Consider the following 12,959-nt stretch of genomic DNA (forward strand, 5'->3'; position numbering starts at 1 on the left):
AAAAAAGCGCCGGTTCTGACGCGGACGTGGCGTCACGGCACGGCCTGCAAAAAAGTGATCGCCCATTTCTTTCGTTCACGCCGCGCACATTGGAAATTTCTATTCAGCGGCACCTTCGCGGTCGTTTCGCTGTCGATGATAAATATTGCAATCAACGGGACGTGTGATGCCGTTTTTCAAAACGGCCCGCGAACGCCTATGGGTGAATCCGCCAACCGGACGAAGCAGCGCGCAGACGGTCGCCGGCTGTCCGGCCGGTCCGCCGCGATGCGCACGCTGCTCGGCCGTATCGAGAAAATCGCGCCGACCCGCGCGAGCGTGATGATTGCCGGCGAAAGCGGGGTCGGCAAGGATATCGTCGCGCGTCGGCTCCACGATCTGAGCGAGCGGCGCGACGGCCCGTTCGTGCCGATGAACTGCGGCGCGATCCCGGCCGAGCTTGCGGAGGCGCAACTGTTCGGCCACGAAAAAGGCAGCTTTACCGGCGCGATCACGCAGCGTGAAGGTTTCTTCGAAGCCGCGCGCGGCGGCACGCTGCTGCTCGACGAAATCGCGGAAATGCCGGCGGCGCTGCAGGTGAAGCTGCTGCGGGCGATCGAGTCGAACACGATCGTGCGCGTGGGCGGCACCGAGCCGATTCCGCTCGACGTGCGGTTCGTCTCGGCCACTCGCCACAATCCCGCCGAGGCGGTGCGCGACGGCCGGCTGCGCGAGGACCTGTTCTACCGGCTCGCCGCGTTCGCGATCTACGTGCCGCCGCTGCGCCAGCGCGACGGCGACGTCGAGACGATCGCGCAGGAATTCGTCGATACGCTGAATGCGCGCCATCGCGCGCACAAGCGGCTGACCGACGCGGCAATCGCCGCATTGCGCGCGTATTCGTGGCCCGGCAACGTGCGCGAACTGCACAACACGATCGAGCGCGCGTACATCCTGGCGGACGAAGGCATCGACGTCGCGCTGCCGAAGCAGGCGCTGCCGGCAGCCGAGAGCACGTCGGAAGGCGCGATGGCGCTGCCGGTCGGTGCGACGCTGCACCATGCGCAGCAACGCTTCATCGCGGAGACGCTGCGTCACTTCGACGGTAACAAGCCGCGCGCGGCCAAGGCGCTCGGCATCAGCCTGAAGACCCTCTACAACCGGCTCGCGCTGATGCGCGACCAGGACGATTCGTGAGCGGCGCGGCCCGCATGCCGCGGGCCGACAGTCGCCAGCAGCCAGTTGCGTCAGGCGACCTTGAACTGCCCGACCGTCGTCGCCAGCGCGTTCGCCTGCGACTGCAGCGCGGTGGCCGCCGCGGTCGACTGTTCGACGAGCGCTGCATTCTGCTGCACCATTTCGTCGAGCTGGCTGACCGCGCGGTTCACTTCCTGGATACCGCGCGTCTGCTCATTCGCCGCGTGCGTGATCTCGGAGATGATGGTCGTCACGTTCGACACGTTGGACACGATCTCGCGCATCGTGTCGCCGGCCTGGCGCACCTGCCCGGACCCGGCCGACACGCTCGCGACCGTCGATTCGACCAGCACCTTCACTTCGCGTGCAGCCTGCGCGCTGCGCTGCGCGAGGCTGCGCACTTCCTGCGCGACGACCGCGAAGCCGCGCCCCTGTTCGCCCGCGCGGGCCGCTTCCACGGCCGCGTTCAGCGCGAGGATGTTGGTCTGGAACGCGATCCCGTCGATCACGCCGATGATGTCGCCGATCCGGCCCGACGCTTCCTCGATCTTCCCCATCGTCGCGACCACGTCCGACACGACCACGCCGCCGTGCGACGCGATCCGCGACGCGGCCGCCGCGCGTTCGTCGGCCTGGCCGGCGGCCGCCGCCGACTGACCGACGGTCGCGGTGATCTCTTCCATCGACGCGGCCGTCTCCTCGAGGCTCGCCGCCGCCGACTCGGTACGCGACGACAGGTCCTGGTTGCCCGCCGCGATCTCGTTCGCGGCCGTGCGCACCGATTCGCTGGCGTCGCGGATCTGGCGCATCACGTCGTTCAGCTTGTCGATGAAACTGTTGAACGAGCGCGCGATATCGGCGACTTCGTCGCGGCCGTCGGCCGGCAGGCGCCGCGTCAGGTCGCCGGCGCCCGAGCCGATCGCGGCCATCGCCTGGCGCACCTGCGACAGGCGGCGGAACGCGGTCGCGGTGATCGCGCCGATGATCAGCGACGCCACGCCGACGATCACGATCAGCGTGATCAGCGATGCGGTCAACAGCGAACGCATCCCGGCCGTCGCTTCGGTCTTGTCGAGCAGCACCAGCGCGTACCAGTCGGTGCCCGGCACGGGTTTCGCGCGCACCAGCTTCGCGTCGCCGCCGACGCCGACCTCGACCGGCGCATTCGCCGCCGCGATCGAGGCCACGCCCAGCGAGCCGAGTTCGGGCGACACGTCGGCGACCGGCTTCAGCGTGAGCTTGGCGTCCGGGTGCGCGACGACGTGGCCGCTGCTGTCGACCAGCATCCCGAAGCTCGCCGGCGTCGGGCGGATCGACTTCACGTTGGCGATCACGCTGTCCATCGACAGGTCCGCGGCGACCACCCCCTTCAGCGCGCCGTCGCGCAGGATCGGCACCGCGAACGTGACGACGAGGTTGCCCGTGCCGGCATCGACGTACGGCGGCGTGACGACCGGCTTGCCGGCCTGCGCGGCCTGCTTGTACCACGGGCGGCCGGTCGGGTCGTAATCGGGCGGGATGCCGGTCGGGTCGGAGAAGTGGAACGCCTTGTCGGCGTAGCCCGCATAGACGTTCGTGAAGCCGCCGGCCGCGGCCATCTGCTTGAATACCGGCAGCGGATCGGGCGTCAGCGCGGCATCCTGCAGCGACGCGATCATCCGGCTGCGGGTGGCGACCCAGTCGGCGATCCCGACTACGTGGCCGCTGGCGACCGAGGTCAGGTTGCGGTCGATCGCGTCGTCGTTGTACGAGCGTGCGATGAAATAGTTGATCAGGGTCGACGCGACCAGCGCGAATACGACGATGGCGACGCACGCGGCGAGGATGCGGGCGCGAATGGACGAGAACATGGCAACGACTCGGTAAGGGAGCGGGAACGTCCGGTGGACGAATTCACCGGGTAAACGGCAAATCGCACCGCTTACTTGAGGTCGTTGTGACAATTCAATGAAACGTATGACGAAACGCGTCGATGCCTGTCGGCGAATCGTCAGGATGGCCGGGTTCGATGGACGTGCCGCCCGCCGGTCTCGGCGCCCGGCCCCCCTCCGCTACAACCGATGGCTCGGACGCGGATCGTCGTCCGCAGGCGCTGCGTCGGCCCGGGTGTCGCGGTCGAAGTCGTCCTTCCGGCGCATCCGCTCGCGCAGATTCCGGATCGCGAACACGTGGATGTAGTCGTGCACACGCGCACCGGACGACAGCGCGCGCACTTCGTCGTCGAGCATCGCACGCAGCTGATCCGCGCCGATCGCGCGCTGTTCGGCGGCTTCCTTGAGTGAATCGAGCAAATTGTCCTTGGACATCGACGAACTCCTGACGGTCGAGGAACGAAAAGATGACGGTACTGGAAGCTTAAAGACTGGATAGACGGGCGGCGTACGATGCGCCGACGCGTGTTTGCGCGCGATCAACGGCACATTGCGTGCCGCCGCGCCGATTCGTTGCCAAATTGGCCGTGCCGAACCGGCCGCGCGGGGTTCGCGATGCACATGGCCCGCGAACGAAACTGAAAGCCCTGCCACGCCACCCGGGCGCGGCACTGGCGACGGGCGGCGGGTGGAACGCCGGGCGACGCCGATGCAGAAGCGAACTTAGACCGGCCGAAATCACGCGTCAAGCGGCGCCCGCCGCGTGCCGTTCATTCATGGGGGACGAACGCGCCGGACCGGCCGGCCGCCGCGCGTGTCAGCGGATTCCGATACGCGTCGCGCAATTTCCTGACAGCGACTTCAGCGCGCGCCGCTTGGCAGCGCGCCCTCGCCACACGATACTGATCACATGAACCAGGCGTTCATACCGGAACATCGCTCAGTCGGCCGTCGAGCCGGCACGCGGGGTCCGGCGCAGGAGACCAACCATGGCACATCGCAACTTACCGGGCCGGGACGGCCAGCGGCGCGCGTCGGGCAACGCGCGCGCCCTGCCCGCCCGGGCCGCGTCGGCCGGCAACCGTCCGTCCGACGATCTCGACACCCTGCTCGCGCTCGCACGCGAGGCCGGGTTGCTCGTCACGCTCGACGGGCAGATCGGCCGCGAAAAATACCAGAGCGTCGCGGGGTCCGTCCTCGCGTTGCAGCGGTTCGCCGCGGCGCTCTGCGCGCGACACGCGGCCGATGCACCGGCCGGATCGGAGCTGCGTCGCAAGGCGCGCCCCGGCTGGCCGCATGCGAATCGTCTGCGTAGCCGCACGTGCAGCGCGTGCGCGCCGCTGCATGCCGTGCGTCCGCATGTGCGGGTACGACGCGGCGCGGGCCGTCGGCACGATCTGCGATCGATTCTTCGTACCCTTTGATCTCCATACTTCAGCGACATACGGTGCGGTGCCGTGCAATGGCTGCGCGCGCCACGGCGCGGCTGCCATGCCGGGCTGCCGTGCACGCGTTCACGTTCGTCTCGATCCATATCGAAGCGAACGCGCGCGATGATGCGCCGCTCGACGCGGCTGCATTCAACACCCTTTGCTGCGGGAAGTGGATTCGACGGGGGCCAGGCGGAAAGCGGACGGGGTGACTTGCACCCCGCCCGTCCTCCAAGGCAACCGTCGGTTGCCTACCCTCGTGCCAGAGAGTTCCCGGTCGGATGACGCGCCGTATAAACCGTGGCGCGGCTCCTGAAATGATGTGACGGAAGCGAATGCGGCGGAAATGGCTACCCGCATGCAGGCGCGGGATCGTGTGCAAGCACGACAGACCCGCCGCGTCACCGGACGTTCCATCACTGTCTCACGCGATGCGCGTCGCGTTTCTGATGCAGGTCAATCCTGAGCCGCATCGATCGCAACGACGCGCGATTCATTCCGCCCCACGCACCAGCAGCACGGGCACCTGCGCGAGGTGTGCCACGCGTCGTGCGACGCTGCCGATCAGCCAGGCGGCGATGCCGCGACGGCCATGCGTGCCGACCACCAGCAACTCTGCCCGCCAGTGCACGGCATCGCGCATCAGCGCATGGGCCACGTCGTCGCTGGTCGGATGCGTTTCGACGATGCCGCGCTTGGTCGGATTGCCCGTCGCGTGGAACAACGGGCCGATCTTCGCGAGCGCGTCCTCGCCCTCCGCGCGATACGCATCCTCGAGCGCGCGCACCGGCACGACATCGGTCAGACGAACCGCACGGTCGATCACGTACGCCGCATACAGCAACGTCCCCGGCGCGGCGAAGCCGAGGCCGACGCGCACCGCATGCAGCGACGGCTCGCTGCCGTCGACCGCGAACATCAGCCGCTGCAGCGTGCCGTCCGTCGGCCGTGCGTAGGTGCCGGGCACGATCAGCAGCGCGCAGCGCGCGCGTTTCGTCAGCGTGTCCGACATCGCGCCTTCGACGAGCCGCAACAGCCCGTGATGCGGATTTGCGCCGATCGCCAGCACGTCCGCGTGCCACGTCGACGTATCGTTCACCAGTGCGTCCGCGACCGAGCCGCCCGTGACCGACGTATCGACGACCGCCTGTTCGACTTCGCTGCCGCTGTCGGCGAACAGCGCCGCGATCCGCGTGCAAGTGGCTTGCGCTTCGCGCATCATGTCCTCGCGCGCGGACGTCAGCAGCGCGTCGATGCGCGGAATGTCCGGCAACACGAGGCGCGGATTGTCGATCGCGCAAATGATGCGCAATCGCATGCCGGGACGCAGCAGCGTGCGCACATAGCGCGCGGCGGTCAGCGATTCGGGCGTCGGGTCGACGGCCAGCGCGATCCGCGCGAGCGTCGGAATGGACTGGGCAGGCTGCATGGCGAAGATCTCCGTGCGTGCGCGTCGTCGCTGAGCGACGACGGAAGCTTCGCGCGGCAGCGGCGCGCGGCGGCCGGACAGCCGCCGCGGTCGCGGGGATCGGGGGATGCCACGCGAAGCGCGGACAAGCAATGCGTTCGTTCAGCATAGGCCGTCCGGCCCGCGCATGCATGATCGCGATCAACGATCGTGCGGCACCCTGCCCGCTCCCTCCGTTTACGACTTCGTCGGCATCGACGCGGTCGAACGGTTCGCGTAGAACAGCGCGTACGCGATGCCGAGCAGCACGATCCACACCGGCCCGATCACGAGCGCGACGCGCGTATCGGGCGTGAACGCCATCAACACGACGACCAGCACGAGAAAGCCGAGCGCGACGAACGAACCGAGCGGATAGAACGGCACGCGAATCGGCAGGCGCGCGATCTTGTCGGCCGACAGCGTGCGGCGAAACCGCATCTGCGCGATCAGGATCACGCACCACGTCCAGATCGCGCCGAACGTCGACACCGACGTGAGCCACGTGAACACGTGCTGCGGCGCGAGATAGTTGAGCAACACGCCGATCAGCAGCAACGCGACCGACACGGCCACGCCGTACACGGGCACGCCGCTGCGGTTCACGCGACCGAGCGCGGCCGGCGCCTGGCCCTGCTGCGCGAGGTTGTAGAGCATCCGCGCGGTGCTGAACAGGCCGCTGTTGCACGACGACAGCGCCGCGGTCAGCACGACGAAGTTGATGATGCCGGCGGCGGCCGGAATGCCGAGCCGCGAGAACGTCATCACGAACGGGCTGCCCTGCGTGCCGATCTGGTCCCACGGATAGAGCGACATGATCACGAACAGCGCACCGATGTAGAAAATCAGCACGCGCCAGAACACCGAGTTCACCGCCTTCGTCAGCGACTTCTCCGGGTTGCGCGCCTCGCCGGCCGTGAGGCCGAGCATCTCGACGCCGAGATACGCGAACATCACGATCGGGAGCGCGGCGATCACGCCGTTGATCCCGTTCGGCATGAAGCCGCCGTGCGACCAGAGGTTCGAGATGCCGGTCGCGACCCCGCCGTTGCCGATACCGAACGCGATCATCAGCCCGCCGCCGATGATCATCAGCACGATCGTGACGATCTTGATCAGCGCGAACCAGAATTCGAATTCGCCATACAGTTTGACCGCAATGAAGTTCACCGAGCCCATCGCCAGCAGCGCCGCGAGCGCCCAGATCCAGTTCGGCACGCCGGGGAACCACATGTGCATGTAGACGCCGACCGCCGTGATTTCCGCCATGCAGGTGACGATCCACACGAACCAGTAGGTCCAGCCGGTCAGGTAACCGGCGAGCGGGCCGAGGTAGTCGCGCGCATAGCGGCTGAAGGCGCCGGCGACCGGGTTGGTGATCGCCATCTCGCCGAGCGCGCGCATGATCAGGAAGATCGCGAGGCCGCCCAGCAGGTAGGTCAGCAGGATGGCCGGCCCGGCCGTGCGGATCGCGGTGGCCGAGCCGAGGAACAGGCCGACGCCGATCGTCGCGCCGAGCGCCATCAGGTTGATGTGCCGCTCTTCCAGCCCGCGGTGCAGCTGGTCTTCTGGTTGTTTCAAATCCGTCTCCTTGGCAGCCGCGAGCGGGCCGCCGTCATTGTGTCGATGACCATGCGCGCCCGTTCATGCCGATTGTGGCAGCCGAAAACGAAATAATCGCCGCTGTCGATTTCCGAATAAGAAACGACACGGATACCGCGTCAATCCGGTTGGAATTGCTGCGGATTATCCGACCTTTCCGGAACAATCCGGAAAAACGGATCGAGCCTTTCACCGAATACCCCCGAGCGGCCCGCGCGACGCGGCTGTGCGCGTGACGAGCGGCAACGGGATTCATCGCTTTCGGCGCGAACGAACGCGCGTCGAATGTGCGCAATTTCGCGCACGCAATATGCAGGCGGGATTATAGGGAGGATTGGCGGTTTCATGCCAGGCGATTTTTGGGGAAATCGCGGCGGGTGAAAGTGGAGGTTGGTGCCAATATGCAAAATACAACAACGGGCCTCACGATCCCGCTCAAAACTGAGCCGTCACCTGAAATCCGACCGTCACGCGCGCTGTCGGGAATCCGGACGGCTTGTAGATCGGGGTTCCTGCGAACAGGTCGTACCCATAGCCGCCGAAACGTGTCGCTACACTGCCCTTGATGCCAATCACTGCTCCGGCCAACTGCGTGCCGACCAGCGCAACCGGTTGCGCCCCCCATACACGGCCGTAATCCAACCCTGCATAAATCGCTTGTCCGGTCTGTCCGATCGGCATCTGCAGTTCGTTGCGCCAGTACAAACCGCGCGCCGCAGCCAGCATCGTTTCGCCGTCAAAACCGCGTACCGTATAGCGGCTTCCGATCGTCAAGTCGTCGATGTAGTGCAGCGAGTTCCCGGTGTATTGGCCGTGGATGCTCGTCACGTACCGGAACGGCTGCTGCGCGATCGCAAACGGCACCGACAGATTCGCGTCGAGTACCGCCATCTTGAAGCGGTAAGTCGAACCGTCACCAGCAGAAGGAATGTCGTCCTGGGCACCCAAGCCGCCGACACCCTGTCGGTACGCCAGCGTGCCGTCGAACTGCGCCCCATCGAAGTAGTGACGGTCGGTCAGGCCGAATTCAACGAACGTGTTGTTGCGCCGCTGCTGCGGGATTTCCGTATCTTCGATGAAGCTCTGGCCGAAGCGGCGCGACAAGCGGACATAGCCGCCGAATACGTCGTTCTGGCTACGGGCAAGCACTCGTGCCAGTTTGAAATCGATCGTCTTGGAATTCCCGCTTGCAACGAATGTTTGATTCACGCCAGCAATTTGCTGGTAGTACGTGTTCGTGTAGGCCGATAACGTCGCGGTCCAATAGCCCCACGGGATCGAATAGAAACCGTTCCATCCGTGCGAACCAAGGCGCTTGTCGCCGAGTTCGAGGTCCTGGCTCACACCGATGTTGAAGATGTCGTTTAACCCGAGTGGGTTATCGATACCGATCGACAGGTTGCCCTGTAACTTGCCGGTCGCGCGCGTGCCGGAGTTGTCGATCGATGCAACGACTGTCCACGGCTTGCCACGCTTCACATCGAGCACGACATCGCTTTCGCCCGGCACGTCGGCGGGAACGATTTGCATCGACACGTCTTGACTCTGTACGCGTTTCATCTGCTCCAGACCTTGCTCGAGGTCGCGCAGGTTCAACAGTTCGCCGTCGCGCGTCGGAAACGCGGTTTTCCATGTGCCGCGTAGTTTTTCATCGGCGAAACGCACGTGCCGGATCACACCGGGAATCAGCGAGACTTTCAACGTGCCGGAGGACAAATCCTGTTCGGGCAGCAGTACGCGCGTCGTGATGTAGCCGCGCGACAGAATGTCCTGCGACAACGCTTTGACGAGAAGATCAAGCCCTTGCTTGCCGACGCACTGCCCCGTGTAGTGTTCAAGCCATTCACGCGCGAACGTGAAGCGATCCATCGGCAATACGGATGCCCCCTGTGCTTTCACGCCGTCCGGCAGGGAATCGGGAACATCGAGCGTGAAGCGGTCAATGCGAAAGCACGGTGTTTCGGTCGGAAGCGCTGGATAGCCAGCACTCGCAGCGACACTAGAACGCACTCTTGGCGCAGAAACGATTCGTTCACGCTCGCGCGCTTCTTCCTGCTGCCGGGCCTGTTGTTCGTTGCCAAGCGGCTGTACCGATTGTGCCATCGCACAGGTCGATGCAATAAGCAACGATCCGGCGACAAGGCTACTCCGTCGGATTTTGTTCTTCATGTATTTGATTCTCTCGATTACGCGTACCGCGTGACCATCCAGACCCCAATCAGGATGACGACAGCGCCGACGACCTGCATCGGCCGCAACAGGTGTTCGTGTAATGTCGTGAACGACAACACCACGAGCATGGAAATCGCCACCATCACCGGATACGCAACGCCCAGCGTTGTTTTGCGCAGCGCGATTGCGTAAAGGAGGAACCCGATACCGTAGGCACCTATGGCTGCTCCGCGGGCGATCCATGGCAACATGCTCGACTCACCAAGTGCGATTCCCTTGAGAGCCGCCACTCGGAGCAATATGCTCGCGAGACCGCCGAAAAAACCACTCGCGACGACGATCAGCCAGTTCACCGCGCGGCTTCCGTCACTACTGCCACATCCGGCCGCGGCCTGGTGTTTGTGCGGGTGTCATCGGATACACCCGTGTTTCCATCAAAAATCACATTGAACCGATTCGCGCCATGGAGCGCGATCAGTACGATGGCGGGAAAGACGACCGAAAAGTTTCGCGCCTCATCGCGGTAGCCGAAAAAGAAGAACAACACCAGTACCGGCAGGAATGCCGCAAAAAAAAAGATGCGGTATCGATGTGGCGTCGCGCGCCACGCCGAGCCGAAGAACACCGCCAGCGGTACAAGCATCAGCGGATTTTCGAGACTTGGCGTAAAGATGCCTTTACCGATCAGGTTGTAGAACGACAGGTAAGACAAGGGATTAAGCCAGAATTTCAGGTTATCCCACACGTGAAATTCGACGAAACCACCCGCATTCGCATCGTACCCGCTCATGATGAAATGGCGAGTGCCGACACAGATTACAAGTTGCAGCACCAGCCAACCGACTCGCTTCAATACCGGAACGTCGCGCTCGTGCAGGAAGAACAGCGCAAGTGGAACCAGGAAGAACGTCTCCTTGTTCAGGGAGAAGATGGAAACCATCAGCGTGCATGCCAGCATCCGCTTCTTCAGCAGGAAATAGCACGCACCGAGTACGCCAAGCAGTTCGAAGAAGTCGTAGTAGTAACCGCCTTGCTGAAACGTGAGCGGATAGACGAAGCCGAACGCCGCCAGAAAGCCGACGGATTGCCCGAAATTCAGGCCGTGGAGCTTGGCCAGCTTGTAGACCAGCAACAGCGCGAACAGCATCGATAACACGACCGCGATGTACGTCAGGTGATAGACGAGTGCCACGACCGGTGTCCAATACTCGTCCGGCACACTTGTGAAATAGGCGTTGTGCAGCGAATCATGCCGTTTGATCGATTTAAAAAGCTTTTCCTGCTTTTCCTGCCCAAGCTGTTCGGCTACCCATTTTGCGCCTCGCGGGAACGACGAGCGATAGACATACGGCTTCGGTGCCTCGCCGTTCATCATGCCGACGAGGCTGTAGCTGGTTGCAAAATCCCCTTTCTGGTCGTCACGAAAGCCCCACTTCAATAACATGCTGTTGGTGATGTTTCCCGCGCATACGAACAGCAGCACATAGACGATGGCGAAGCGGCAGAACGCCAGCACGCGGTTTCGGTTTTTTTCTGTCATAGGAATTGTGCCGCTCACGGAGCTGGCAAGAAGTGAGCGGCCAGCACGATCGCCACCATGATGCAAAGCATGCTGAAGCTACCGCGATTCTCGAGAATATGGACGATCGGATCGTCGTGCATGACGCCACGCACTGTTGCGATCCATAGACGACCGAACAGGTAGATCAAGCCGATCTGCACGAACCAGAGAAGGTGCGGAACCGTGTAACGAGCTACCGTTTCCGGGGCGTTGATGAACAGACCAAACACGACCACAGCAGCGAGGGAAGCACCGATGCCAAATGGCCAAAGGACTTCGAGGTCGCTCACTCGGTAATCCCGACCGACCGTCGCGTTTTTGTCGCTTTGACGCAAGAACACCAACTCGGAGCAACGTTTCACGAGAGCGAGGCTGAGAAAAGCAAACACGGAGAACGCAAGGAGCCATCGACTCACCAGAATTTCCCCTGCAACTGCCCCTGCGACGATTCGGTACGTGTACAGCAATGACAGAACGACCACATCGAGTAGCACGACTGACTTCAAGCGCCAACTGTACGCAGTCGTCAGGAGCAGATAGAGCACGAACATGCCGGTAAATTCGGCTGACACCGCCAATGCCAATGCAAACGCCAATGTCAGCAGTACCGCTGCGCATGCGATGCCTTGACTGATCGACAACACCGCGCTCGCAAACGGACGATTGCGCTTTCGTGGATGTCTGCGATCGCTGTCCAGATCCCAAAGATCGTTGCCGATGTAGGTTGCCGACGCGCCAAGCGACATTGACAAGAACGCCAGTGCGAGCACGCCGACTTTGTCTACGTCAAGGAATGCAAAGGCCGTCAGCAGTGGGACGAACAGCAGCAGATTTTTTAGCCATTGGTGAACACGCAGGGCCTTGCACCATGTGGAGAACGTTGCACGTACATTCGTGAACTCGTGTTCGATGGGAACGTGGCTGCGAACATCTGCGGCGACATCACACGAAACGCCAGCAAGTACGGCACCTCTCGCGCCGGCCCAAACCGGCAAGTCAGCTCTGCTATCGCCCGCATACACGAAGTCGTCGCCGATCTGCTCGCGAATGCAGGCCAGTTTCGCCTCGCCCTTGAGATTCGTGTCGCCACTGGTAGCGATGACGCGATCGAACAGGCCGAGATGCGTACTCACACGCTCAGCGATCGAACAATGTGCGGCAGTTGCAAGCACGATTTTTCGACCGTTCTCGCGTTCTCGGGTGAGGTAGTCGATGAGCGATTCGCGGTACGGAAGCATTTCCGCTCGAAGATCGGCGTGCTCTGCGACCTTGGCCTTGAAGGCGGCGCGACCGCGCGCGAGCCAGAAAGGCAGGCGCAGGAGGTTCGTAGGTTGTCGCTTGACGACACGTATCACGGATTCCATCAAGGTGTCCGAAGTTGTCAACGTGCCATCCAAATCAACGACGAGCGGAAGTTTTTTGGTCTCTCGCATTTCTTGTGACTAAATCGAATGATTCGTCGCCCTCATATATTCGTGTTTTATTAAAAAATAATTACACTTACATCATGCTTTATTTTCGGCAAAAAAATTTTTACGAAATACACGGTCAATCCGCATCGACCAATTCATAAATTCGCCGGAACAAATTAATCGGGATATGCTCAGGCGAAACGGCATCTAGATTTCCCACTACTGTCCATTTGGCTGTTGCCGAGAGAATTTCATCCGAAATGGCGTCCCGTTACAAGATAGCAGGCG

10 protein-coding genes are annotated in these 12,959 nt (G+C 63.0%); 2 read left to right on the forward strand and 8 right to left on the reverse strand.

Features of this window, described 5'->3' with window-relative positions; translation table 11 throughout:
- Positions 1-135 precede the first annotated feature (135 nt).
- Positions 136-1,176, forward strand: coding sequence for a sigma-54 interaction domain-containing protein (locus tag BLS50_RS18690; protein ID WP_074803353.1), 1,041 nt, complete (start codon positions 136-138; stop codon positions 1,174-1,176).
- Between the two features lie 50 nt (positions 1,177-1,226).
- Here BLS50_RS18690 and BLS50_RS18695 read toward each other — a convergent pair whose 3' ends face one another.
- Both BLS50_RS18695 and BLS50_RS18700 read right to left on the reverse strand, forming a co-directional pair.
- On the reverse strand, positions 1,227-3,026 hold the full coding sequence (locus BLS50_RS18695; RefSeq protein ID WP_006479045.1) for a methyl-accepting chemotaxis protein: 1,800 nt from the start codon (positions 3,024-3,026) through the stop codon (positions 1,227-1,229).
- 201 nt (positions 3,027-3,227) lie between these two features.
- Positions 3,228-3,482, reverse strand: a complete 255-nt coding sequence (locus BLS50_RS18700) for a DUF3562 domain-containing protein (RefSeq protein ID WP_011694735.1) — start codon at positions 3,480-3,482, stop codon at positions 3,228-3,230.
- A 554-nt stretch (positions 3,483-4,036) separates the two neighbouring features.
- Here BLS50_RS18700 and BLS50_RS18705 point away from each other — a divergent pair.
- Positions 4,037-4,471 (forward strand): hypothetical protein, encoded by a 435-nt coding sequence (locus tag BLS50_RS18705; RefSeq protein WP_027811499.1) that lies wholly within the window; start codon positions 4,037-4,039, stop codon positions 4,469-4,471.
- A gap of 499 nt (positions 4,472-4,970) precedes the next feature.
- On the opposite strand, the gene BLS50_RS18710 is transcribed toward BLS50_RS18705, so the two are convergent.
- The 6 genes from BLS50_RS18710 to BLS50_RS18740 form a co-directional block, all read right to left on the reverse strand.
- The gene (locus tag BLS50_RS18710; protein WP_053524386.1) at positions 4,971-5,906 is read right to left on the reverse strand and encodes a universal stress protein; all 936 of its coding nucleotides are present in this window, start codon (positions 5,904-5,906) and stop codon (positions 4,971-4,973) included.
- Positions 5,907-6,122: 216 nt separating this feature from the next.
- Positions 6,123-7,505 (reverse strand): amino acid permease, encoded by a 1,383-nt coding sequence (locus BLS50_RS18715; RefSeq protein ID WP_023475731.1) that lies wholly within the window; start codon positions 7,503-7,505, stop codon positions 6,123-6,125.
- A 456-nt stretch (positions 7,506-7,961) separates the two neighbouring features.
- Complete coding sequence (locus tag BLS50_RS18725; RefSeq protein ID WP_249191712.1) at positions 7,962-9,629, reverse strand: ShlB/FhaC/HecB family hemolysin secretion/activation protein; 1,668 nt, start codon at positions 9,627-9,629, stop codon at positions 7,962-7,964.
- An 83-nt stretch (positions 9,630-9,712) separates the two neighbouring features.
- A complete protein-coding gene (locus BLS50_RS18730; protein WP_027808358.1) occupies positions 9,713-10,051 on the reverse strand; it encodes a DMT family transporter in 339 nt (112 codons plus the stop codon).
- Entirely contained in the window at positions 10,048-11,256 is a 1,209-nt protein-coding gene (locus BLS50_RS18735) for a hypothetical protein (RefSeq protein WP_311767687.1), read from the reverse strand. The genes BLS50_RS18730 and BLS50_RS18735 overlap by 4 nt, the downstream gene beginning before the upstream one ends.
- Positions 11,253-12,692 (reverse strand): UbiA family prenyltransferase, encoded by a 1,440-nt coding sequence (locus BLS50_RS18740; RefSeq protein WP_074803365.1) that lies wholly within the window; start codon positions 12,690-12,692, stop codon positions 11,253-11,255. The genes BLS50_RS18735 and BLS50_RS18740 overlap by 4 nt, the downstream gene beginning before the upstream one ends.
- Positions 12,693-12,959: the final 267 nt, after the last annotated feature.

The sequence above is a fragment of the Burkholderia orbicola genome (genome assembly GCF_900100915.1).
Lineage (GTDB): Bacteria > Pseudomonadota > Gammaproteobacteria > Burkholderiales > Burkholderiaceae > Burkholderia > Burkholderia orbicola.